Here is a 21,990-nt window from a genome sequence, read left to right on the forward strand (position 1 = left end):
CTCACAAATTTGGTCTCCATCCGGCTAATTTTGCGTCAAAAAGTTAAGCACGCCCTGCAAAATATAGGCGGCGGCAGCGCGATCCACTACTTTTCCACGTTTTTTGCGGCTTAAGTCAGCTTTTTCGACCATCATGCGTTCAACCGCGACCGTCGACAGCCGTTCATCCCAGAAAGCTGTGGGAATATCGCGAATGGCCAGAAAATTTTCTATAAAAGTCCGTACAGACTGAGCCTGACGGCCTTCGTCACCGTCCATCTCAATGGGTAACCCCACGACCAGGGCTCCCACCGTGTTGTCCTCGATTAACTTAACCAACTGCTCAGCATCTTTAGTGAATTTCACGCGCTGAATCACGGTGAGCGGTGAGGCGATAATCAGCGCCGTATCTGATATGGCGACACCAACTGTTTTGGTCCCTACGTCCAGGCCCAGTATGCATTGGCCCTTTATCAGAACCTCTTTCAATGCGGCGGGCTTGCAGATCGTCATACCCAGTGATACATCATCGCAGCCCTTACTTTCTGCCGTTTTTGCGCCATCGGCGCAGGGCGGTCACTACCTCTATAGGGAGACCCATAGCCCATGTCGCTCGACGACGCCACTGTCCGAAAAATAGCTGTTCTCGCGCGGATCGACGTGCCGGAGCAAGATCTTAACCCACTGGCCCAAGAACTTAGCGGAATATTGGACTGGATAGAGCAACTCCAGGAAGTTGATACGGATGCGGTGGAGCCCATGACGGGCGGCACTGACCTCACTCTGAAATGGCGCAAAGACGCGATTTCTGATGGCGGTCATGCCGACAAAGTGCTGGCCAATGCGCCAGAGTCCCATGAAGGCTTTTTCGGCGTGCCAAAGGTTATTGAATAATGAGCGATTTGACCAAACTCGACTTGGCGACAGCCCGCGATGGTCTGGCAAAAGGTGATTTCAGCGCCGTCGAACTGACACAGGCTTATCTGAAGTCTATGGAGGTTCATCGCGACCTGAACGCGTTTATCACGGAAGTTCCCGAGCTTGCGATCGAACGGGCGAAAGAAGCCGATCACAATCGCACACATAAACAAGCAGGCGTGCTTGAGGGGATTCCTCTCGGTATCAAAGATTTATTCTGTACCGAAGGTATTCTAACGACCGCTGCGTCACATATTCTGGATGGCTTCACACCCCCCTATGAGAGCACCGTAACGGCCAATCTCAAGGCGGCTGGCGCGATTACGATTGGCAAAACCAATCTGGATGAGTTCGCCATGGGCTCCTCCAATGAGACCAGCTATTACGGCGGTGTTCACAATCCCTGGAAAAAGCACGGCGACCCTCGGCCATTGGTGCCTGGCGGGTCTTCAGGCGGTTCTGCAGCGGCGGTTGCCGCGCATATGTGTGCTGGGGCGACTGGCACTGACACGGGTGGTTCTATCCGCCAGCCTGCGGCCTTCTGCGGCATTGTGGGCATGAAACCGACTTACGGTCGTTGCTCGCGCTGGGGCACCATTGCCTTTGCGAGCTCTTTAGATCAGGCCGGGCCGATGACGCGGACCGTGCGCGATTCTGCCATTCTGCTGTCGGTGATGGCCGGGCACGACCCGAAAGACTCAACATCGGCGGACATGCCGGTTCCTGATTTTGAAGCTGCGTTGTCTGGCGACATTAAAGGCTTGCGCATTGGTATTCCTGCCGAGTACCGGATCGACGGCTTAAATGCCGAGATCGCGGCGCTGTGGGATCAAGGTATTGCGTGGCTCAAGGCGGCCGGGGCGGAGGTTATCGATATCGCTTTGCCGCACACCAAATATGCCCTGCCGACGTATTACATTGTGGCTCCCGCTGAAGCCTCATCGAACCTTGCCCGTTATGACGGCGTCCGGTTTGGGCTCAGGGTTGAAGGCGAAACGCTAGATGATATGTATTCCAAGACCCGCGCAGCTGGCTTTGGCGATGAAGTAAAGCGCCGCATCATGATTGGCACTTACGCACTCTCTGCGGGGTATTACGATGCTTACTACCTCAAAGCTCAAAAAGTCAGACAGTTGATTGCGCAAGATTTTGTCGCTGCTTTTGACGGCGTTGATGCCATTTTGACTCCGACTGCGCCGACGTCCGCGTTTGCCCTGGGCGAGAAATCTGATGATCCAATTGCCATGTATCTCAATGATGTGTTCACAGTGCCTGCATCATTGGCTGGTTTGCCGGGGATTTCAGTGCCTGCGGGGCTGTCCTCTGAGGGCTTGCCTCTTGGCTTGCAACTCCTGACCAAACGATGGGACGAGGAGACCTTATTTCGTGTGGCCGGTGTGCTTGAGGACGCGGCAGCGTTTCCGGGTTTAGCCGCCAACGGGGAGGGCTAAGTCATGAGCTTTCTCATAAAAGGTGAAACGGGTGACTGGGAAGTCGTGATCGGGCTGGAAGTTCATGCCCAGGTCATATCCAACGCCAAATTATTTTCAGGCTCGCCAACAGACTTCGGGGCCGAGCCCAATAGCCAGGTCTCTTTTGTTGATGCCGCCATGCCGGGCATGCTGCCGGTCGTCAATGAAGTCTGCGTGGAACAAGCTGTGCGCACGGGTCTTGGCCTTAAAGCGCACATCAACAAGCGCAGCGTCTTTGCCCGTAAGAACTATTTTTACGCAGACCTGCCGCAAGGTTATCAGATCAGTCAGTTTGAATTGCCGATTGTGGGCGAGGGGACACTCGTTCTGGATCTTCCTGAAGGGGAAACGCGAGAAGTTGGTATTGAACGCCTTCACCTTGAACAAGATGCCGGCAAGTCCATTCACGATCTGCATCCATCGAAGTCCTTCATTGATCTCAACCGCTCGGGTGTTGCGCTTATGGAAGTGGTGTCGAAGCCTGACATGCGCTCCCCGGAAGAAGCCGGCGCTTATCTCAGAAAATTGAGGTCAATCGTCAGGTATCTTGGCACCTGTGACGGGAATATGGATGAAGGCTCGATGCGTTGCGATGCCAACGTGTCTGTGCGTCCTGTTGGCGAAGATGGATTGCGGACGCGCTGTGAAATTAAAAACGTGAACTCAGTGCGCTTTGTGATGCAAGCCATCGAGCACGAAGCCCGCCGCCATGTAGATGTCTATGAATCTGGTGGGGAGATCACTCAGGAAACCAGATTGTACGACCCCAGCAAGGGCGAAACCCGTCCGATGCGCTCAAAAGAAATGGCCCATGATTACCGGTATTTTCCGGATCCCGATCTGCTGCCGCTGGTGTTCGATGACGCGTATGTTGAACAGATCAGAGCCACATTGCCCGAATTGCCGGATGAGAAAAAAGAACGGTTCATGACCGACTTTGGGCTCACACCTTATGACGCCAGTGTTCTGGTCGTGGAGCGGGAAACGGCGAATTATTTCGAAGATGTTGCTAAGGGACGCGATGCCAAGGCGGCCGCCAACTGGGTTATTTCAAACCTGTTTGGTGCCCTGAATAAAAAGGGCGTGTCGATTACGGACAGCCCTGTAACGGCTGAGAACCTGGGCAAGTTGATTGATCTGATAACCGACAACACGATTTCAGGACGCATTGCAAAAGATGTCTTTGAGATCATGGTGGAAGAGGGCAAGGACCCTGAGACTATCGTAGAGGAAAAGGGCCTCAAGCAGATCACCGATACTGGGCCGATTGAAGCTGCGATTGACCAAGTTATGGCGGACAATCCGGACAAGGTCTCAGATTATCGCGGCGGCAAAGACAAGCTGATTGGGTGGTTCGTTGGTCAGGTGATGAAGCAAACCGGCGGTAAGGCGAACCCAGGGATGCTGAACGAGTTGCTCAAGAAAAAGCTCGCTCCTTAGCATGACAGTTCAAGTTGATCATCAACTCTGGCGGAAAGGCTGGATTTGGATTTCTGCCGTTGGTCTCATCACCGCGATTGCGGGGTGGCTTGTCTACGATGCCATGATGGCTCCGAGTTGGATGCGGAAATTTGGGCTTGATATAGCCGCGCGAGCGACCATCGTGGGAGCTCCATCAGATCAGACAGCCTTCTCAACTATGAAGGGCCGGGAAGCCCCGGATAGTCCCTATATATGTTTTGCGGACTCAGCGGCGTTTGCTTGGGATCGTGTGTATTTTGTTGCGTCCGGTGGCCCGATCGTCCCGCCGCTGGCAGATTTAGATTGGCAGGGCGAAGACCTGACCGCCATGAATGAGCGCCTGGCCAGAGATGAGCGCTATCAACTGGTCGCTTTCCAACGTGATGATCAGGTTGTTGAGTTTAGTTACTACTTTAAGATTTGGGCTGATTTGACGGCACTAGACCGAACAGAGGGATTTGATCGGGCGACAGCTGTTTTTACGTCTGAAAGTGACGGTGAAATTTATACGTTAAAGCCCGCAGAGCCTGGCCAGTTGGCGGCTTGTAACTAAGTCATTGAAGGCAATTCAAAAATGATCGACCTGTATACATTCCCAACACCGAACGGCTGGAAAGCCTCAATCATGTTGGAAGAAGTGGGTCTTCCTTACGCTGTGCACATCATCGATATTATGAAAGATGAGCAGTTCGGGCATGCGTTTCTGAAGATCAGCCCTAACAACAAAATTCCGGCGATTGTTGATCCCGATGGCCCGGATGGTGCGCCAATTTCTGTTTTTGAGTCCGGCGCGATCCTGTTGTATCTCGCGCGAAAAACAAATAGCCCGTTGCTGCCTGAAGAACACCGTAAGTTCGTCGAGGTGACCGAGTGGCTCATGTTCCAAATGGCGAGCATCGGGCCAATGTTCGGCCAAATGGGCCATTTTGTTAAGTTTGCAAAAGAAGACGTCCCCTATGCAAAGAAACGCTACACCGATGAGAGCCGGCGGATCTTAGGGGTGATGAATACCCGTCTGGCAAACAACGCCTATCTCGCCGGAGAGTATTCGATTGCCGATATCGCAAGCTATGGCTGGACGAAGTCTGCAGAGTCCATGTTTGCCGGGCTCGGCGAATGGGAGAATGTTAACAGATGGTTCGAGGCCGTCGGCGCGCGACCAGCCGTTCAAAAAGGACTGCGTGTTCCTACTCTTTAGATTTGTTGACGTTGAGAGAGTCATTGATCAGTAACCATACATCTTGATCCAGAGTTCTTTGACCCGCCGACGAGCCTGCCACCGCATACCCACCATTGGACGTTGACGTGATGGCGAGCGCCCGCAACGCGCCGCTACCTTGGTGTCGATGAATGAAGTCCAGGGTTCCGTCTGATCCAATACCAACGGCCAAACCAGCCATGCCATTTTGATCTTCAATCGACGCCGACAGCAGGTAACCGCCTGTGGCTGCATGCGCGAGCCCGGTCGCTGTGGCGCTGCCCGGAGAAGAGATACTTTGCTGCCAACTTAGGGCGCCTTCTGAGTCCATTGCCAATATAACGATTTTTCGCCCGTCACCGTTTGTGGCGCGAGTGGTGGCCGCAGCGATAGTCGATCCTGCGGGCGCAGGTAAAACGTGATGGAATTCCGTATCAACACCAATATCATGAAATGTGTCCCATTCTGTTGCCCCCTTTTCGGATAGCTTAAGGGACCAGCCCACAACATGATCACTCTCCTGGGTTGACCAGCCGACAGCGGTGTAACCGCCATCGGTCGAGAGACTCACGTCTTCCAGGCCGTCCTCACCCGGCCCACCAATAACGCGAAACCATTCGACGTCATGTGAGCGGTCTAGTTTGAGAACCCAGCCATCATCTTGATTGGTCGTTCGGTTCAGGGTGCGCCCGACTAAGATTAAGCCGCCATCAAATGTGGGCCTTAAGGCAGACAGGGTATCGCCAGCTGAGGAGCCGTATGTGCGCTGGGACTCCGTAACGCCCTCAGGCGATATCTTAGACAAGCGTGTGGTGCCGGTTTTGTCCCCTCGTTCTCCATCAACAACATAGAGGCCGCCATCAAAAGCCGGGGATAAAGCCGTCACGCCATAGGGTGCTGAATGAGGGAGTTGGAGATCCCACATGTATGCGCCGCGGTGGTTAACCCGGACCAGCCAGCTCTCCGTAACACTTCTGTCCTGGTCTAAAGTCTTCCAGCCGGCAAGCGCAAAGCCGCCATCTGAGAGCGCAGCGATGGCGTTCGCACCATCCGTCCCTAGACCACCAAAATGTAGCTCAATGCCAGAGGGAGTAACGGTTTGCGCATGTGCTGCCCCGGTGATGCATAGAGCTATAAGTTGAAGTTTTATTCGGCGCTGCAGGGAAGACATCATCGACATTACCGCACCATTAGCAAGGGACAGTCGTTGCGACTCCGTAAATCCTAGAAGCCGTAAACCAATGAGACCTTAGACAGCGTATCCGTTTTCTTTGTCAGAAGCGGTGGATCTGTATTGTGACGGACATTAAGGGAGAGCCGTGTCGACAGATCGCCAATTAATTTGGTTGTCAGGGCAGTCGTGTTTTCGATTTTTGTTCTGTCGCTGTCCCAGGTCACAATCAAGGCGTTGCTTAAGAACGTGGTCTCTGTGATGTCGTATTCCAACTCAGCGCTGCCGCGTACGAGAATGCCATCTTCAGAGGAAGATACCAGAGGGACAGCGGGAGGGACAGGCGTTGAAAACTTGCTGTAGCGATAACCAGGACCGACTTGTACCAGAAAGCGTAAATTCTCATCTTCTATGATCTTGTAGCCAACACCGATGGCACTTTCGACTTCATACTTGAACCCTGAGAATTTATCGTCGTCGTATTCCAGGTATCCGAAAACAAAAAGCCGCTCCTGGACGTCAAATCGAGATTCGACGGAGGCTAAGATGCGCTGTGCGGTTGTTGTGCCGCTGTCGTCTGCAAACTCGCCTAGCAGTCTGTAATTGTCTTCCAACCGACCGGCTTTGTAGCGCGCCTTAATCTCAGCATCCACTCGCGTGGTGTCTGAGTTTCCGGTGGACATGGAGCCACCGACATTCACTTCGCCAGATAGGCCGGTTTCACCAGTATCGGCTAAAACTGGTCCGCTTGCGCTAAAACCGAGCATGGCCAATGCGGCAAAAAATCGTCTGTTTAGAACAGAAAAAGGGCGTTTTTTAGGGATTTGGGTGGAAGACGCGGGCATAGAGCGTTGCATAGTGTAAGCCTCGAAAGTGGAATTTTGTCTGTGCACCCAGGTAACTCTCTGATTCTCTTGATGGAATCAGTAATTATTAAATCGTTTCTACCTGTCATCGTCGTCCTTGACAACTGCTTCGTAAGTTTTCATGTTCCACGCCCGGTCACCCCTGCGGAGGGATGGCAGAGTGGTAATGCAGCGGATTGCTAATCCGTCAACCGATCATACGGTTGCCAGGGTTCGAGTCCCTGTCCCTCCGCCACTTTTTCAACATCAAACAGGCCATAGGACCAGGTCTTCTTTGATCAATGGATGAGTATTTGTTCGTGGCACGTGCTTGATGAGGGGTAAAAAACAGGGCGCGGTTTAAGCAGCCTCATCGTATCTGCTGTAGCGTTCCATATGAAACGCGTGTGCGCTTGCCGTAGCTTTATGGCTATCGCGGTCCTGCATGGCATCGATCCATGTTCTTAATCGTCCACACTCTTCCGGAATCTTAGCGCCCCAGAGTTCTTCATAACATGGGAAGCGTTCCATAAAAGGCATGAATTGCAAGTCAATCAACGTCAGAGTGTTGCCCATGAAGTACGGACCGTTCCCCATCTTTTTTAGCCCTTCCTTCTCGATAAACAAGAACTTCTCGGAGACGGCTTTACGGTTTTCTATTTGCTTTTCTTCATCTCTTTTGTCTGCGATGAGCTTATGCAGAGCAGGAAGGAAATATGAGTCGCAGTAATCAATCCAGATTCTCGCCTTGGCGCGAAGCATGGGGTCGGCGGGCAGCAATGGTGGCTCCGGATAGACCTCTTCCAAGTACTCGTTGATGATCCGTGATTCATAAACAATGTCGCCGTTATGTCTGATCAAGGGCACTTTGCCATGGGGAGATAGTTCTTTCCACCAGTCCGGTTTGTTGTACAAATCCACTTCCGTCAACGCACAGTCTATGCCTTTTTCCAGCATCATCATGCGCGTGCGCTGGGCGAAAGGGCAGGCTTCATAACTGAAAAGTTCAATGTCCGGCATTGTCAGTATTCCTATTTCTAATTCTGTGCGGCAGAACGATTTAGAAGCATTACGAAACAATCATATCAGAAGGATAACACAGGTAAACGCCACTGAGAGCAGGCGCGCATTAGGTCTTCCAGGTCATCACCCGGGCGCTGGCCTGAAGCAATATTTCTGCAAAAACCGGTACTACGAAGGCGATGAATAAAACACCCAGCCAAATTGCGATAGCGCTCAAAACAGAATCAGGAGCGATGCTCATGCCAAGGACTTGGGCGATTGCCAGGAGGATAAAGAGCCCGGACGTTAAGGCGGCGTATCTCTGGATTGGCTCGGGCCAGGCTTGTGTTGCGGATAAGCGATTGAATATGACCCAAAGGCCGAGTGCGACGCCTAGGATCACCGGAAGCAACGGCGAGGATATCAAGGGCCGGCTAATTTTGATATTCAGGCGTGCGTCTTGTGTAACGGCCTGACCGTCGACCATCAGCCTAAGATTTATATCTGACGTCTGATTCACAAAATCATTAATCGCAAAAATTGCCGTGCAGTTCGACCCGACAGCCACTTCGGTGTTTGGCAGCGACGCACTTTCAATGATCAACCGTCCATCACTGCACGCCGTTTGCCAATCCAGAACGGCAAGGTGAACCAGCATCTCGTCGCTTGTTGATCTAACAGTGATCTGCGGTTGGGGTCCGTTGCCATCATAGACGGTCTGATCATCGACTACGATTTTGCGAATGTGCAAAGCTGGCAGAGACGACTTGGTTTGTGAAGCAGTAAAAGAGGCGTTGGACGCAAGGAGCACTTGGCGCGGGTATGAGCTCAGACCATCAGCTGTTGCAAACATCATTCTATCTGTTCTCTGATCAAACGAGATGTCGCTATAGGATGCCGTGCCGCGTGTAGCGATCGGTAAGGCAATCAAGGATGGTATGGTTTCTGGCGTCGTTTCTGGGAGTTTTGTAAGCATGACGTAGCTTCCGGTGCTTGTTTGCAACCAGAGGGCCTCAGCCGTTTGTTCGGCAGCGTACCAACGGGGGAATTCCGGATAGGACAATCTGGAAAATTCTGTTGCTAGAGACGTATCAGTTTGGAATCGCGCGTTCTTATAATCCCATTGCAATGCAGCTCCCGTCATAAACAGGCGGATGGTGTCAGGCGTTGCTGAAAAATGTGGCGCGGCATCAAACCCTGGATGTCTTGGAGACGGTTGAGTCCATAAGGGTTTTGCCTGTTCTAAATTTTGACCCTTGAGCCACTCGTCGGCGGCAAATGAAATGACCGACCCATCTTTTAAAACAACAAGCAGATCCCCATCGGCTGTTTCCGTGAAGTCAGAAATTGGGGATTTAAATGCCGTTCCAAGTGGCCCGACGTCGGTCCATTCACTTCGATTAAAATCAAACAGACGAACCTGGGTGCCAAACCCGACAGCAATACGCGTCGGTTGTGTACGTGATATGAAAACGGCAGACGGTTGTCCTTCATATAAGGTTGTGACTCCGTTGTCGGCGTAGTCAATCAAACCGCGCGTGGTGCCGACAATGAGTGAGGTGTGGCCTCTCATGGAACTGCGCTGAAACAAATCCAGGCTGCGAATATGAGCATCGCCAAGCTCTGCAATATGGCGCATCCGTCCGTTTGATACAGATTGATACAGACCCGCTGTGGTGCCTGCATAAACACGATCAGAATCGACAGCGACCGCAGTAACGGGTTTCTCCAGACCGTTCAGGATATCCCAAACTCTGAGGGAGTCATTGGTGTTAAACCAGACAGCACCGCCATCAAAAAAACCGAAAACATTGTCGGCCGGTCCAGTTGATATGCTTCGCACGGGGCCTGCATGAAAACCCGCACGACTGTCTAATCGTGTGATAAGGCGTCCGCTTAGGCTGAAATGAAGAAGCGCTCCGTCATTTGTTCCAAATATGAGTCCGCCAGTCTGCAAGGCGGCACTTACAAGCACTTTAGCGCTATCCAGGGGGGCAGGGATTTCATTCCATAATGGCGTGAGCGTGAGGCTGCTATCTGAGGTTTCCAACACAAATACTCCGGATCGCTCTGTGACTAAGATCGGCCCCAGATCTTTAGTGTTGAGCACAGCAACCGGAGTCAGTTCTGACCACCGGGGAGGAAGCGTAAGTGCGTGATAATTATCCTTCGTCATTTTTATGAGGCCATCTTCAACTTCAAAGACAACTGCATCATCATCTGTATAGGAAAAGCCTGTGGGAAGGCCCGTGGAACTGCTTTCATGGGGCTCAGAAACACCATCAGCGCCAAGCGTGAAAACGCCCGCGTTGCTGATGATGTATATGACGTCTTCAACAGCCACCAATCTATGCACGGTTGCTGGAGACTCTTCTGCTGAAATGCCGGGTCGACCCGGGATGTCTATGGGCGTCCAGTTTAAATGCCCTGTTTTATCTGGCGTGTAGATGCCTAGGCCGTTTGTGCCGCCGGTTAACCAGGACCCATTTAGCCAAGGCTCTCGGTCTAAGGCTAAGATAGATGTGATTCCGCGTGATTGAGGCGTGTGCGGGAGAAGTCGCCATGAGACACCATCATAGCTTTGCAGTCCGGCTTCATTTGCTGAATACACTATGCCTTTGTCGTCGACGGCAGAGGAATATGTCAGCTCACCGGCACCGGTATCGCGGGGGTCAAACGACCGCCACATTGGCCTGCCCATATGGCTGCTCTCTTGTGCATCAATTGAGAGCGTGGCTATGCCGTTGACGCAGCTTAAAACAACAAAAGATAGGAGCAGTCTACGCAGACACATCTTCCGGCGGCCCCTTCAACTCCACCGCGTTGCCATCTGGGTCCTTAATATAAATCGATGGCCCATTGCCATCCGCGCCGTATCGCATTCCAGATTCACCGATTTCTACAGTATGAGCTTTTAAATGGGTGCGAATAGACGCTTCAGAAAAGGGTTCAATGCGCAGGCAAAAGTGATCCATGTTGGGGGCGTTCATGTGTGGTGCAGTTCCACCGCGGATACCTAACGTGCCGTTGACATCAACGAGATCAATTAAAGATCTGCCAGCTCTGAGTTGAAGGAGCCCGAGATCTTCCCGGAATCGGTCAACTGTGCAGCCCAATACGCCGCAGTAGAACTGCTTGGCGCGTTCGAGGTCCATCACGCGCAAGACAACGTGATCTAAGCCTAAAATCTGAAAGAGGTGAGTATTTGTCGTTTTATCCATAATCTCTACTATAGCCTAATGCAGGGTCGACATCGACATTTCAGCACTGGATTTTTGTCGCGGCGCTCTGCTGTGAGATTGGCGCTCATGGCTGGCATGCTTCCTCTCTTATGGACTTCGAGCTCTCAAGCTCAAATTAGTCAGCGGGCACGTCAACTTAAACTAAGACGGGATTGCGAGTTGGGGTTGCCAGGCTGCAGGCCGGACATTCAGGCGCAATTGGAGGCGGAACAGCAGCGACTCCAGAGAGGTTTAGGGGGCTTAGGCATTGTGAGTGCTCTGATTGCAGGTTGGCTTTGGTGGCATAAACGCTAAGCGATAAGCTTTTGGGTGGCAAAGGGGCGCTAGCGCATGTCAGCTTTTTTCGTTCTCTGTGGAGCTAGGCGCAAAAATCGGGCACAATTCAACTTTACATACTCAATTTGCGCGGGAGGGCACTTTTGAAGATCGCCATCGCCATAGTCTTTGCGTCTGGAGTCTTTGCGGCATTGATGGGCCTGTCAGCCCCAGAGGTTTATGCTCAGGCATCTCAGGGATTTCCCGATGCGCGGATGCGTGATTTTGAGCGGCAGCGGGCCTGTGAGCAAAATCTGCCAACGTGTCTTCCGCAAATCCGCCGTCAGATGGAACAACGGCGCGCGAATCAGATGTGGATGAGTGCCATGATCTTTGGCGTGTTGGTGGTCGTTGGCCTTTTGATTGTCCGTGCCCATAATAAAAAGAAACTAGAAGAAAAGCAGATGCTTGCGCGCAGTCGTCAAGCGGCACGAGGTCGCAAACAAAAAGACTCTTCATCGAATGATGATGATCCGTTCGACAGGGGGCCGCGGCGCAGCAAACTGGAACGGCCCCCCCGTTTTGGCGGGCGTTAGCATTATTGTTTTCAATGCCCGCGGCTTTTATGGCCGCTGAATAAGTTCGAGCCACTCTCCATTTGGACCGACGATAACACCCGCCCGTCCGCCACCGTATGGCGCACCGCTTGGTTGCAGTGGCTTGGCTCTAAAATCGACCGGGATGGCATCCAAGTCTTCGACCAGGAAAGTAACGATAGAAATACCAGGCGGAATGTCGCCCGGAAGAATAGGCCGCGCCGTTGTCCCCTCGGGATACTGGTCCAGTTCGATCTTGAAGGGGCCACCGATGTCAGCGGTAGCGAGAGGATGCATTTTTTCTGAGTCGTAACCGAGAATTTTGTTTAAAGCGGACATGCGAACAAGTTGCGGCTCTGAGGTCTCAATGCCGAGCGTTCCATTATAAAACCCGATGTGGCTGTCCATGGATTTGCCGCCATTAATGACAATAAAAACGCGATCCACAAAAGACTCAGCCTGTCCCAAACCAAAGGCTGGGTTTTTGACCGTGGTGAAGTAGGTGAGTTCTTTTGCTGGCCCTAAGACCTGCATGGCTTTGATATCATCTGTTGTTGACAGGTTGCGAGGCAGGGCAACAATTTCAAAGTCAGAGCCGTCCAGGCGGGCTGGCATGGCATCGACATCCTGCACCAACAATTCGTTGGCGTTCCAGCCGTAGGTTTTTAAGGGTTGGTACCCAGGCACGGGCGGAGACTCCACGAAGCGGAATACCATGTCTGCACCGCTGGCGGGCTGCATAATCAGATAGGGCCGCCCGGCTGTTATGGCCGCATTCCAAACGCCGGAGACTTCCGCACTGATTTCACCTCTTTCGACAACTTGATAACCCAGTGTATCGCCATAGGCGCGCTCGGCGGCGGCGAGGTCGGGAACAGCAAGTGTCACAGCGAGTATGGGGCCCAACATGGCAGATATCCTTTTCAGTTTAGAAAATCTTCGGTGTTCCCGTGTATTCAACTTGGCCTTTCGGGAAAGTGCAACACCACAGCCTTTAGGCTTCTGTTAATGCCTTGATCTCGGTCACGAAATCAGGATACCTGGCACAGAGCGTCACGCGATCTGCATGGCCGTAGTCCTGGTATTCAAAGCCCGGAGAGACCGTGCAGCCCATCAAAGCAAACGTGCCGCCAGTCTTCAGCCGACATCCTTGCCAAACCCCTCGGGGTACAGTCAGGGTGACGTGCTGGTCGGTGGCAATATCTTGGCCCAACGTTCGCGTTTGGCCTTGGCCATCGGGGAAGAGTTGCAGCATCTCAACCGGGTCCCCTAAATAAAAATGGAATGTTTCGTCGCTGGCGACGGTGTGCAGATGCGAAAACGTATCCGGTGTTAGCAGATAATAAATAGCGGTGCTAAAGCTGCGCGCGCCGTCATACCCATCTGGCAGAACCTCTTGAGGGACGGTTGCGTGGGAACGATATATCTCACGAAAGAAACCGCCTTCTTTGGGATGGGGTTCTAAGTTCAGATGTTCGATGAGCTCTTCAGCGGTCACGCCGGGCCTGAGACGTCTAAGTTCAGGTGAAGGAAGGTGCGCCCCAAAGTCGCGCCCATCTGCTCTATGCCATGTCCGTGGTCGGGTACAATATGTGCGGTGTAGGCAATATCTTGATCGTCCAGAGCGCGCTGCATATGGGTCAGGGCGGGCAGGGGAACCACATCATCAGCAGATCCGTGGACCAGCAGAATCGGAGGGCTGGACGTTGTCTCTGCCGCCAGGTGTTCGCTCCCCAGCAGGGCACCCGAGTATCCAATGACCGCCCCTAATGCTGAGGGGCGCCGCAATCCAACATGCATCGCCATCATGGTGCCTTGCGAAAACCCAATCAGGGCGAGGGCGCTTGCGTCTAACCCGGTGATCTCAAGGATGCGGTCCAAGTAGGCGTTCAAAGACGCTGCAGATTTTCTCGCGCCGTCATACATGCGTGTGAACGCGCCGGTCATGCGGGATGGATCTCTGCGCAGGAGATTGGGGTCATAGCCTTGCAACGTAAACCATTGGCGGCCCATGCCCGTTTCGCCTGGCTCTGGGGCGTGGGGACTATAGAACGCAGCATCGGGCAGACTTTCCGCGAAGAAGGGCGCGAGGCCGATCAGATCGTTACCATCCGAACCGTAACCGTGCAGAAACACCACGGCTTGTTTGGCCTTTTTGCCTGAGGCTGGCCCGCGCGATGGGCCATCTAACATCGTACTGTTACTCATTTTAAAACTCATTCTCTGCACCGTAACTGTGCTCATGATACTGTATGCTAACTGACGATGCACGCTTAGCGCAGAATCTCAAAAAGAGGGTTGTTGATGAAGGATGAAGAGGCAGCTCTGTTTGCCAATGATGTTTTTTACGCTGCGTTTATCGCAAAAGATTATGATGCGATGCAGCGTTTATGGGCCAAGAAAGGTGCCATTTGTGTGCATCCAGGATGGTTGCCCCTTTACGGGCACGAAGATGTTCTGGAAAGCTGGCAGGCAATCTTAGGCGAGCCAGGTGCGCCTGAGGTGACATGCAGGGCGGCAAAGGTCTCTATTTTTGGCGAGTCAGCGGTTGTGACCTGCATTGAAGATCTCAATGGTGCTTATCTATGTGCAACCAACGTTTTTGTGAAGGAAGCAGGGGATTGGAAAATCGTTCATCACCACGCAGGACCAGTGAACCTGAGACCAGAAGATCTGCCTGACGAACCTGATGTCGCTGTCAATTAAGAGTTGTTTGAAACTTCACTGGAAGAGGCTTCTGCCGTGTCCGATACATAAGGCTCGACTTTAAGGAAGCTCGGTGTGTGTGCACCAAACGCAATAACATCCTCATCACCATGATCCATAACGCCAACATCTGGGTCATGGCGGCTGCGGTCCCGCCGTTGTCGTTTAGGGTATTCTTCCCGGCGGGGTTTTTGTTCGTCCTTGGCCATGGCTTTAACAGCCGCTTTTGGCGCGGGTTCTGTCTTTGATGCTGGCTCTGATGATGGCGCTGATATTGACGCTGAGGTGTCGTCCTGCTGAGCTTTAGGGCGGTCCTTGGTGTTGTCTTTGGCGCTCGTCTTTTCTTCAGATTTCTCGCTTGCGTCAGTTTTGACTTTATTCTTCTGGCCAATTTTGAAGAGAGGAATAGGTCCGCCGATGAGTTTCTCGATGGCGGCCAGCATTTTATTATCAGCTGGGACAGCGAGGGTAAACGCCTTGCCCTGCATACCAGCGCGGCCGGTTCTACCAATGCGGTGAACATAATCTTCGGCGTTGTTCGGCACATCATAATTGACCACAAATGGAACGGCGGAGACATCCAGCCCGCGTGCGGCAACATCTGAACAAACCAACAATCCAGCTTCTCCCGACTTAAAGGCGGACAGCATTTCAGTGCGCTTGGACTGAACCATGTCCCCATGAAGGGCGACAGCGTTAAATCCATGTTTGGTCAGAGACTTAAACAGGATATCGACATCTTTTTTGCGGTTGCAGAAAATGAAGCCGTTCTCGATTTTTTCGCTGATTAAGAGCTCGCGAATGATGTCCCGCTTATCAGCGTCTGTTGTTTTGATAAGGCCTTGGGTGATGGTTGTTGCCGTTGTTGCGGGGGCATCGACAGCCACTTCTTTTGGATTCATCAGAAAGGCTTCTGAGAGGCGGCGTATCTGTTTATCCATTGTGGCAGAGAAGAAGAGGGTCTGGCGCAGCGTCGGGACCAGCTTAGCGATCCGCTCAACGTCAGGAATGAATCCCATATCAAGCATGCGATCAGCTTCATCAATAACGAAATATTTTACGTCATTGAGAAGAATTTTTCCGCGCTCAAACAGATCGAGGAGACGACCCGGCGTGGCGATAAGAACGTCACAGGCTCCAGCCAACGCCTTTTCCTGATCGGTGAAGGAGGTGCCGCCGATGATCAAAGCCATCGAGAGTTCCGAGTATTTGGAATAGTTATTAAAGTTATCAGCCGCTTGTGCGGCCAGTTCGCGTGTGGGGCATAAAATGAGCGCCCGTGGCATTCTGGCCCGCGAGCGGCCTGAACTGAGAATATCAATCATGGGCAGCGTAAAGCTGGCTGTTTTGCCGGTACCGGTCTGGGCAATTCCCATAACGTCACGGCCCATCAACGCGATCGGAATTGCTTTCGCTTGAATGGGGGTTGGTTCAGTGTAGCCTGATTCGGCAACAGCTTTTAACGTACTCGGCTCTAAGCCCAGGTCTTCAAATGTCATGGAAACTAAAAAGTCCTCGTGGGGGAAACTCTTATGCGCTATCCGCAGGTCCCCGTCGCTTTTTGATTGCGTCTTATATGATGCAGGACGGGTGCAAAGTCAACCAAACCAACATAGAATCAGCTCATATTAGCAGGGATCCCAATGTCTGAGCGTCATATCGTTTTTTTGCCAGGTTTGTTGTGTGATTATGCGCTTTGGGCCCATCAAGCCTCACATTTGGCCGATACAGCTAATGTCTTTGTGGGAGATTTGACCCGAGATGATAACATTAAGGCCATGGCAGCGCGTATTCTTGAGGAATCACCTGATACCTTTGCACTTGCGGGCCTCTCAATGGGCGGCTACGTCGCACAAGAAATCATGCGACAGGAACCGGAACGGGTTGAACGCTTGGCGTTGATTGACACCCAGGCGCGACCCGATACGGCAGAACAGGTTAAGATCCGGCAAGGTCTTATAAAACTCGCGGGCATGGGTAAATTTAAGGGGGTAACCCCAAGGCTTTTACCGAATTTGGTTCACAAAGACCGGCTGGATGACCCGACCGTGCGTGATGTTGTGCTTGAGATGGCTGCGCGCATTGGTCAGGAGGCTTTCGCGCGCCAGCAGACGGCAATTATGGGCCGCCCAGACAGCCGTGGAGACCTTCATGCCATACGTGTGCCGACGGTTGTGATCTGCGGCCGGCAAGATATTTTGACACCGCCGGAGCTTCATCAAGAGATGGCACAGGCGATTCCGGGAGCCAGGCTGGTTGTCATTGAGGAGTCTGGGCATCTGGTACCCCTTGAGCAGCCGCACGCGGTGACGGCAGTCTTGAGGTACTGGTTAGGATGAGCGGACGAAAAAGCCAGCATTTCAGTATTTTTTGGTGTCATCTGGTCTTGCGCTGCCGCTGAGGGTTCGGTATAAGCCGCTCTTCTTTCAGTCGGGCCTGTCCCCGGACCACCAGCGAAGCAAGGAAAAGCACCATGAAAGTGCGCTGCTCACTGAAATCCGCAAAGAAGCGGGATAAAAACTGTCGTATCGTGCGCCGTAAAGGTCGCGTATACGTCATTAACAAGAAAAACCCACGTTTTAAGGCACGTCAGGGATAAGTCCCGCTTGCGCCCATAGTGTATGGGTCCGACTGTCGGTTAATGCCTTTTGTCCCAAGTTTCGGGACGCACCAGAAGCCGCGGTTTTCCGCGGCTTTTTGTTTGTTGGTAATTCTTAAAGTTAAGCTTTCTCACCGATCCGAACCACCCGGATCATGTTAGTAGACCCGACGGTGCCAAACGGAACCCCGGCTGTCACGACCAGGACATCGCCATCCGTTGCGATATGCTCCTTTTTCGCGAAGGAAATGGCGTTAGAGCCTATGTGTTCGTCCGGTGTGTGATCCAAGTTGACCACGCTATGTACCCCCCAAACGAGGGCAAATTGGCGGGCGACTTTTTCGCTCGGCGTCAAACACAGTATGCGGGCGGGCGGGCGCTCTCTGGCTGCTCTGAGGGTGGTCGAACCGGATGTTGTGTACGTGACAATAGATTTCGCGCCCAAGGTAGAGGCGATTTGTCTGGCAGCGGCTGTGATCGCATCTTGTGCCGAGTCCGCTGCGATTTCATGTCCAGCTGACATTAAACCGAGATAATGCTCGTCCCCTTCAACCTGAGAGATAATACGATCCATCGTCGCGACGGCGCGTATTGGATAATCTCCGGCGGCGGTCTCCGCTGATAACATCACTGCATCTGCTCCATCGTAGACGGCGGTGGCGACGTCAGACGCTTCGGCGCGTGTCGGCATGGGGGATTTAATCATAGACTCGAGCATTTGGGTTGCGACCACCGAGGGCTTACCCGCTGCGCGACAGGCCCGAATAATGCGCTTCTGCAGCACCGGCACCTGCTCTAACGGAACTTCAACACCCAGATCACCGCGGGCGATCATCACGCCATCAGAAATTTTTACAATTTCATCCAAGTGATCAAGGGCGGCTGGTTTTTCAAGCTTCGCCATAACAGTTGCGCGTCCGTTGACCCGCGCTTTCAGCTCGGCCACATCAACCGGGCTCTGAACAAACGACAGGGCCACCCAGTCGGCACCCTGATCAAGCCCAAATTCCAGATCTGCTTTGTCTTTGGCCGTGAGAGCGGGCAAGGGCAGCGTCACGTCAGGAACGTTTACGCCTTTGCGATTGCTCATGACGCCCGGAACGATCACCTTTGTTTTTGCCCAGTCGGAACCACAGTCGATAACCTCGAGTCTCAGGTGACCATCGTTGACCAACAGACTGGCCCCCGGCCTCAAGGCTTGGAAAATCTCTTTATGGGGCAAGCAGACCCGTTCTTCATCGCCGTCCGTGTTGTCCATATCGAGGCGGAAGGAGGCACCACTCTTCAGAACGACACCTTCGTCTGAGGCAAAGGTGCCGACCCTGAGTTTTGGTCCCTGAAGGTCCATCAATATGCCAATGGGCCGCCCAACGTCTTTTTCCAGCGCGCGTATATCAGCGACACGTGCGGCATGGTCTTCATGGGAACCATGACTGAAGTTGAGTCTAAACACATCAGCACCAGCATCATACAAATCAGCGATGGTCTCTAAGGTGCTAGAAGCGGGCCCGAGGGTGGCAACAATTTTTGCGCGGCGTCTACGTGTACTCATGACCCTACACTACGCCGCTTGTTGCGGCGTCGCTAGGGTCGCTGGGCATAAATTCATTAATCTTTCGCGCTTCTGGCTTTCGCGCTTTTGCGCTTCCGATTTTGTCGTTTGCCAACGTTTGGTATGGCGAAATATTATATCAAAAAGACATCTTGTGCCGGCCCGAGAAACACGCAGGATGTGGCGAAATGCTAGCAGTATGAAGGCGCACTTTAGAGTGGACTCACTGACTTTTTATCCCTGCCCACGTCATCTGGGCCAGACTGATTGCGAGCCTGTTCAGGTCCTCAATCCGAACAGCGAGCGCAGCGTCCTCTTGATTGCAGATCATGCAGGAAATGCAGTGCCGCACAGCATGAAGGGCTTGGGCCTCGATATGGATGAGCTGTCCCGCCATATTGCCTGGGACCCAGGGGCCGCGGATGTCGTTGCAGGTTTGGCGCAAAAGTGGCAAGCGACCGCTGTTTTGGCCACCTACTCAAGACTGATTGTTGATCCTAACCGGCCTTTGGGAGACAGCGCCTCTATGCCCGAGATCAGTGATGGAACGGTTGTGCCGGCCAATCAAAACTTAAGCGCCGAGGAACGCTTGCGACGCGCTGAGCTGTTCTACTTTCCGTATCATGTGGCGATTGAAACTCAGCTTGCGCGCTTGCGTAGCCTCTCTCATCGGCCACCTGTGGTGTCTATTCATTCCTTTACGCCTGATTTTCAAAATGAAGATCGTCCTTGGCATATTGGTGTAATGGCCGCCGCAGATCGCAGATTGGCAGAGGGCTTGATTAGGAACCTGCGAAAGCAAACAGACTTAGAGATTGGCGATAACCAACCCTATTCAGGGGTCGAGTACGGCTATACGCTTAAGATCCATGCGGGCGCACAAGGATTGGCGAACACGCAGATCGAGATTCGGCAGGACCTGCTTGAAGATGCCCAAAGTATTTCCAATTGGATTGGCATCCTGGACTCAGCACTGTCCCCATTGCTAAGCGATCCATCCATACTATGTATTGAACACCATTAAGCATCTGAGATTGTCACATGAGCGAGGTCCCCATGGATGAAGACACCCGCACCAAAATTGAAGCCGCAGCCTTTAGAGGCTTGGTTCAGCATTTACAGAAACGCACCGACGTTCAAAACATTGATCTTATGGGGCTGTCCGGCTTTTGCCGAAATTGTCTCGCCAAATGGGTGAAGGCCGCATCCGAGCACTATGGTGCGCCGATGGATTACGATGAAGCTCGTGAGATCGTTTATGGCATGCCGTATGACGAGTGGAAAAAGACCCATCAAGCGCCCGCGTCAGACGCACAACAGCAACAATTCGAGGATAGCAAACCGCTGCATGCGGATATTGGTGTCGTGGAATAAGAAAACCCCGCTTCAGTGTTTTGAAGCAGGGTTTCTCTCGAACGCTTGGGTCGTGTGAGTTAGCTAAGCCAGCTTTTCACCATGACGCGCGCCAAAGCCTGGCATCACAGGTCTGGTTTCCTTGTTAATGGTAAACCCGGCGCGTTCGATTTCACCTTCAAAGTCGAAGGCAACGAATTCTGGCGTCCAGGGTTCGCAATTCCAACGGTGATCCCACCAGCGACGATACTGGCTGTAAACAGCCGCCTTATCGCCTGAGGTTCTGAAGTCGATGGGATAGTAATATCCGCCTTTGCGCGTCAAACGATAGGCTTCAGCAACAAGGGCCTTATTGGCATCGGTTGGCATTTCGTGATTGATAATCAGCGACGTGACAATATCGAAATAGCCGTCTTCGAATTTTGTATCCTCGGCCAAACGTTGCGTGAAGTTGACATCAACACCCAGGTCATTGGCCCGCATGTGGGCATAGCGGATGAGGGGGCCAGACACATCCAGGCCCCACACTTCGGCATCGGGGAAGCGCTCTTTGAGGGCAACGGTCAGGCGCCCAATGCCGCATCCCAAATCAAGAATGCGCATCACCTTGCCGTCTCTGGGCATGGGCAACCGCTCAACGGCTTTGACTTGGATTTGATCTTGTTCGTTGCTGCCTAAGAAAGAGATGCCAGCTGAGAAGCTGTTGGTACCGTGGTGGTACACGTGCCCGGCAAAGGCATCACCGACATAGCCACCTGGCATGATATGAATTTCATGGCGGATGTAGTCGGGAATGTCCAAATCAGGATTCAATTCCAGCTTGCCCGGTCCAGCATTATCAGCAGCTTCCATTTCGGCCAGATACTTATCGGCGTTGTCATGGAAATAATCTTGAAAAACTTTCCAGGTGATTTGCTGATTGCTGATCCAAGTCCGACCGCTGGTTTGCACCAGCATATCGTCTTTCACCAGATCCAGCGCGGCCTCCATAGAGACCTCCATCTTCGGATCTAGGCCCTTGGATTCCATGATCTGATCAATGCGGTTTCGTGCGATTGGCGTAAACCGGCTTTGGAATTTACGAAAACCAGTCACGAAGTCGTACTTGCTTTCAAGATCCAGGTCAGGAATGCGCTCAAAACGGCCTACCGACCCACGGTCTTCGACATCCCCAGGAGGCGTCATATTAACAGCGCTGGCGTTTGCCTTGCGTGAACCGAAGGCGGCACCAACGAACGAGCCAACCGCAGCGGTGGCGGCAAAGAGTGAACGACGATCTAACATGAGGTAATTCTCCTTAATCTCTTGCTCTGGGTTCTACCGGTTTTCGCGGGTGAATGCGGCCGACACCGGCAGATCCCCTTCACGCAGCAGCGGTGAGTAGGTCAGATCGATAAAGCGATCACGGTCCTTCTGCCACTCCGCTTCTTGCTCGGCGGTCGGCATAAAGGTTTCGATCATTTCAGCGGTCACGCCTTTCTCGGCGAGCAGGGCTTCCACAACCTTCATCCGGCGGCGGTTGGACCATACTTCAGCGCCCAGGGCGATCAGGCTGGTCATCATGTTGTCGAGAACGGGATTGCCGAGGAATACGGCGCGTTCTACGTCCGATGGAATGAAGTCCGACGCATAGGTCGGGCG

General features: G+C 52.8%; 24 protein-coding genes and 1 tRNA gene. 12 read left to right on the forward strand and 13 right to left on the reverse strand.

Annotated elements, in window-relative coordinates:
• Nucleotides 1–24: 24 nt before the first annotated feature.
• Nucleotides 25–492, reverse strand: a complete 468-nt coding sequence (gene ruvX / locus RIC29_03060; GenBank protein MEQ8733876.1) for a Holliday junction resolvase RuvX — start codon at nucleotides 490–492, stop codon at nucleotides 25–27.
• Between the two features lie 93 nt (nucleotides 493–585).
• Between ruvX and gatC the strand changes: the two genes are divergently transcribed.
• From gatC to RIC29_03085, 5 genes are read left to right on the forward strand one after another with little or no spacing between them, the layout of a single operon-like run.
• Entirely contained in the window at nucleotides 586–873 is a 288-nt protein-coding gene (gene gatC, locus RIC29_03065; protein ID MEQ8733877.1) for an Asp-tRNA(Asn)/Glu-tRNA(Gln) amidotransferase subunit GatC, read from the forward strand.
• Nucleotides 873–2,348: an Asp-tRNA(Asn)/Glu-tRNA(Gln) amidotransferase subunit GatA gene (gene gatA / locus RIC29_03070; GenBank protein ID MEQ8733878.1), complete on the forward strand. Its 1,476-nt coding sequence runs from the start codon at nucleotides 873–875 to the stop codon at nucleotides 2,346–2,348. The genes gatC and gatA overlap by 1 nt, the downstream gene beginning before the upstream one ends.
• Nucleotides 2,349–2,351: 3 nt before the next feature.
• Nucleotides 2,352–3,809, forward strand: a complete 1,458-nt coding sequence (gatB, locus tag RIC29_03075) for an Asp-tRNA(Asn)/Glu-tRNA(Gln) amidotransferase subunit GatB (GenBank protein ID MEQ8733879.1) — start codon at nucleotides 2,352–2,354, stop codon at nucleotides 3,807–3,809.
• Nucleotide 3,810: 1 nt separating this feature from the next.
• Complete coding sequence (locus RIC29_03080; GenBank protein MEQ8733880.1) at nucleotides 3,811–4,383, forward strand: hypothetical protein; 573 nt, start codon at nucleotides 3,811–3,813, stop codon at nucleotides 4,381–4,383.
• 21 nt (nucleotides 4,384–4,404) lie between these two features.
• Complete coding sequence (locus RIC29_03085) at nucleotides 4,405–5,028, forward strand: glutathione S-transferase N-terminal domain-containing protein (GenBank protein MEQ8733881.1); 624 nt, start codon at nucleotides 4,405–4,407, stop codon at nucleotides 5,026–5,028.
• Here the strand turns inward: RIC29_03085 and RIC29_03090 are convergent.
• On the reverse strand, nucleotides 5,018–6,208 hold the full coding sequence (locus RIC29_03090; GenBank protein MEQ8733882.1) for a hypothetical protein: 1,191 nt from the start codon (nucleotides 6,206–6,208) through the stop codon (nucleotides 5,018–5,020). The two genes, RIC29_03085 and RIC29_03090, sit on opposite strands and share 11 nt — an antisense overlap.
• Nucleotides 6,209–6,252: 44 nt before the next feature.
• Nucleotides 6,253–7,056: a DUF481 domain-containing protein gene (locus RIC29_03095; GenBank protein ID MEQ8733883.1), complete on the reverse strand. Its 804-nt coding sequence runs from the start codon at nucleotides 7,054–7,056 to the stop codon at nucleotides 6,253–6,255.
• 155 nt (nucleotides 7,057–7,211) lie between these two features.
• On the opposite strand from RIC29_03095, the gene RIC29_03100 reads away from it, so the two are divergent.
• Nucleotides 7,212–7,300, forward strand: a tRNA-Ser gene (locus RIC29_03100).
• A 104-nt stretch (nucleotides 7,301–7,404) separates the two neighbouring features.
• Here the strand turns inward: RIC29_03100 and RIC29_03105 are convergent.
• From RIC29_03105 to RIC29_03115, 3 genes are all read right to left on the reverse strand, one after another.
• Nucleotides 7,405–8,064, reverse strand: coding sequence for a glutathione S-transferase family protein (locus tag RIC29_03105; protein ID MEQ8733884.1), 660 nt, complete (start codon nucleotides 8,062–8,064; stop codon nucleotides 7,405–7,407).
• A gap of 109 nt (nucleotides 8,065–8,173) precedes the next feature.
• Complete coding sequence (locus RIC29_03110) at nucleotides 8,174–10,747, reverse strand: hypothetical protein (protein MEQ8733885.1); 2,574 nt, start codon at nucleotides 10,745–10,747, stop codon at nucleotides 8,174–8,176.
• A 79-nt stretch (nucleotides 10,748–10,826) separates the two neighbouring features.
• Nucleotides 10,827–11,267, reverse strand: a complete 441-nt coding sequence (locus tag RIC29_03115; protein MEQ8733886.1) for a VOC family protein — start codon at nucleotides 11,265–11,267, stop codon at nucleotides 10,827–10,829.
• A 440-nt stretch (nucleotides 11,268–11,707) separates the two neighbouring features.
• Here RIC29_03115 and RIC29_03120 point away from each other — a divergent pair, with 440 nt between their 5' ends.
• Nucleotides 11,708–12,139 (forward strand): hypothetical protein, encoded by a 432-nt coding sequence (locus tag RIC29_03120; protein ID MEQ8733887.1) that lies wholly within the window; start codon nucleotides 11,708–11,710, stop codon nucleotides 12,137–12,139.
• A 27-nt stretch (nucleotides 12,140–12,166) separates the two neighbouring features.
• Here the strand turns inward: RIC29_03120 and RIC29_03125 are convergent, their stop codons facing one another.
• From RIC29_03125 to RIC29_03135, 3 genes are all read right to left on the reverse strand, one after another.
• Nucleotides 12,167–13,048, reverse strand: coding sequence for a VOC family protein (locus tag RIC29_03125; GenBank protein MEQ8733888.1), 882 nt, complete (start codon nucleotides 13,046–13,048; stop codon nucleotides 12,167–12,169).
• A gap of 85 nt (nucleotides 13,049–13,133) precedes the next feature.
• Nucleotides 13,134–13,637, reverse strand: coding sequence for a cupin domain-containing protein (locus RIC29_03130; GenBank protein MEQ8733889.1), 504 nt, complete (start codon nucleotides 13,635–13,637; stop codon nucleotides 13,134–13,136).
• On the reverse strand, nucleotides 13,634–14,347 hold the full coding sequence (locus RIC29_03135) for a prolyl oligopeptidase family serine peptidase (protein MEQ8733890.1): 714 nt from the start codon (nucleotides 14,345–14,347) through the stop codon (nucleotides 13,634–13,636). Before RIC29_03135 ends, RIC29_03130 begins: the two co-directional genes overlap by 4 nt.
• A gap of 96 nt (nucleotides 14,348–14,443) precedes the next feature.
• Here RIC29_03135 and RIC29_03140 point away from each other — a divergent pair, with 96 nt between their 5' ends.
• Complete coding sequence (locus RIC29_03140) at nucleotides 14,444–14,845, forward strand: nuclear transport factor 2 family protein (GenBank protein ID MEQ8733891.1); 402 nt, start codon at nucleotides 14,444–14,446, stop codon at nucleotides 14,843–14,845.
• Here RIC29_03140 and RIC29_03145 read toward each other — a convergent pair.
• A complete protein-coding gene (locus tag RIC29_03145) occupies nucleotides 14,842–16,344 on the reverse strand; it encodes a DEAD/DEAH box helicase (protein ID MEQ8733892.1) in 1,503 nt (500 codons plus the stop codon). The two genes, RIC29_03140 and RIC29_03145, sit on opposite strands and share 4 nt — an antisense overlap.
• Before the next feature lie 144 nt (nucleotides 16,345–16,488).
• On the opposite strand from RIC29_03145, the gene RIC29_03150 reads away from it, so the two are divergent.
• A complete protein-coding gene (locus RIC29_03150) occupies nucleotides 16,489–17,184 on the forward strand; it encodes an alpha/beta fold hydrolase (protein ID MEQ8733893.1) in 696 nt (231 codons plus the stop codon).
• A gap of 134 nt (nucleotides 17,185–17,318) precedes the next feature.
• Complete coding sequence (gene ykgO / locus RIC29_03155) at nucleotides 17,319–17,444, forward strand: type B 50S ribosomal protein L36 (protein MEQ8733894.1); 126 nt, start codon at nucleotides 17,319–17,321, stop codon at nucleotides 17,442–17,444.
• Nucleotides 17,445–17,565: 121 nt separating this feature from the next.
• Here the strand turns inward: ykgO and pyk are convergent, their stop codons facing one another.
• Complete coding sequence (gene pyk / locus RIC29_03160; protein ID MEQ8733895.1) at nucleotides 17,566–18,996, reverse strand: pyruvate kinase; 1,431 nt, start codon at nucleotides 18,994–18,996, stop codon at nucleotides 17,566–17,568.
• Between the two features lie 217 nt (nucleotides 18,997–19,213).
• On the opposite strand from pyk, the gene RIC29_03165 reads away from it, so the two are divergent.
• Together RIC29_03165 and RIC29_03170 are read left to right on the forward strand one after the other, a co-directional pair.
• Nucleotides 19,214–20,020, forward strand: coding sequence for an N-formylglutamate amidohydrolase (locus tag RIC29_03165; protein MEQ8733896.1), 807 nt, complete (start codon nucleotides 19,214–19,216; stop codon nucleotides 20,018–20,020).
• A 17-nt stretch (nucleotides 20,021–20,037) separates the two neighbouring features.
• Nucleotides 20,038–20,370 carry a DUF1244 domain-containing protein gene (locus RIC29_03170; protein ID MEQ8733897.1) on the forward strand — a complete coding sequence of 111 codons (333 nt, stop codon included), beginning with the start codon at nucleotides 20,038–20,040 and terminating at the stop codon, nucleotides 20,368–20,370.
• Between the two features lie 63 nt (nucleotides 20,371–20,433).
• On the opposite strand, the gene RIC29_03175 is transcribed toward RIC29_03170, so the two are convergent.
• Nucleotides 20,434–21,633 (reverse strand): class I SAM-dependent methyltransferase, encoded by a 1,200-nt coding sequence (locus RIC29_03175; protein MEQ8733898.1) that lies wholly within the window; start codon nucleotides 21,631–21,633, stop codon nucleotides 20,434–20,436.
• A 33-nt stretch (nucleotides 21,634–21,666) separates the two neighbouring features.
• Nucleotides 21,667–21,990 (reverse strand): hypothetical protein (locus tag RIC29_03180; GenBank protein ID MEQ8733899.1); only part of this gene is annotated, 324 nt, incomplete at its 5' end.

The sequence above is a fragment of the Rhodospirillaceae bacterium genome (assembly GCA_040219235.1).
In the GTDB taxonomy this organism is placed as follows: domain Bacteria; phylum Pseudomonadota; class Alphaproteobacteria; order Rhodospirillales; family Rhodospirillaceae; genus WLXB01.

Excerpts from the sequence above, each read along its gene's own strand:
- ruvX (MEQ8733876.1), bottom strand. The coding sequence starts at position 492 with ATGACGATCTGCAAGCCCGCCGCATTGAAAGAGGTTCTGATAAAGGGC.
- gatC (MEQ8733877.1), top strand. The coding sequence starts at position 586 with ATGTCGCTCGACGACGCCACTGTCCGAAAAATAGCTGTTCTCGCGCGG.
- gatA (MEQ8733878.1), top strand. The coding sequence starts at position 873 with ATGAGCGATTTGACCAAACTCGACTTGGCGACAGCCCGCGATGGTCTG.
- gatB (MEQ8733879.1), top strand. The coding sequence starts at position 2,352 with ATGAGCTTTCTCATAAAAGGTGAAACGGGTGACTGGGAAGTCGTGATC.
- RIC29_03080 (MEQ8733880.1), top strand. The coding sequence starts at position 3,811 with ATGACAGTTCAAGTTGATCATCAACTCTGGCGGAAAGGCTGGATTTGG.
- RIC29_03085 (MEQ8733881.1), top strand. The coding sequence starts at position 4,405 with ATGATCGACCTGTATACATTCCCAACACCGAACGGCTGGAAAGCCTCA.
- RIC29_03090 (MEQ8733882.1), bottom strand. The coding sequence starts at position 6,208 with ATGTCGATGATGTCTTCCCTGCAGCGCCGAATAAAACTTCAACTTATA.
- RIC29_03095 (MEQ8733883.1), bottom strand. The coding sequence starts at position 7,056 with ATGCAACGCTCTATGCCCGCGTCTTCCACCCAAATCCCTAAAAAACGC.
- RIC29_03105 (MEQ8733884.1), bottom strand. The coding sequence starts at position 8,064 with ATGCCGGACATTGAACTTTTCAGTTATGAAGCCTGCCCTTTCGCCCAG.
- RIC29_03110 (MEQ8733885.1), bottom strand. The coding sequence starts at position 10,747 with ATGGGCAGGCCAATGTGGCGGTCGTTTGACCCCCGCGATACCGGTGCC.
- RIC29_03115 (MEQ8733886.1), bottom strand. The coding sequence starts at position 11,267 with ATGGATAAAACGACAAATACTCACCTCTTTCAGATTTTAGGCTTAGAT.
- RIC29_03125 (MEQ8733888.1), bottom strand. The coding sequence starts at position 13,048 with ATGTTGGGCCCCATACTCGCTGTGACACTTGCTGTTCCCGACCTCGCC.
- RIC29_03135 (MEQ8733890.1), bottom strand. The coding sequence starts at position 14,347 with ATGAGTAACAGTACGATGTTAGATGGCCCATCGCGCGGGCCAGCCTCA.
- RIC29_03140 (MEQ8733891.1), top strand. The coding sequence starts at position 14,444 with ATGAAGGATGAAGAGGCAGCTCTGTTTGCCAATGATGTTTTTTACGCT.
- RIC29_03145 (MEQ8733892.1), bottom strand. The coding sequence starts at position 16,344 with ATGACATTTGAAGACCTGGGCTTAGAGCCGAGTACGTTAAAAGCTGTT.
- RIC29_03150 (MEQ8733893.1), top strand. The coding sequence starts at position 16,489 with ATGTCTGAGCGTCATATCGTTTTTTTGCCAGGTTTGTTGTGTGATTAT.
- ykgO (MEQ8733894.1), top strand. The coding sequence starts at position 17,319 with ATGAAAGTGCGCTGCTCACTGAAATCCGCAAAGAAGCGGGATAAAAAC.
- pyk (MEQ8733895.1), bottom strand. The coding sequence starts at position 18,996 with ATGAGTACACGTAGACGCCGCGCAAAAATTGTTGCCACCCTCGGGCCC.
- RIC29_03170 (MEQ8733897.1), top strand. The coding sequence starts at position 20,038 with ATGAGCGAGGTCCCCATGGATGAAGACACCCGCACCAAAATTGAAGCC.
- RIC29_03175 (MEQ8733898.1), bottom strand. The coding sequence starts at position 21,633 with ATGTTAGATCGTCGTTCACTCTTTGCCGCCACCGCTGCGGTTGGCTCG.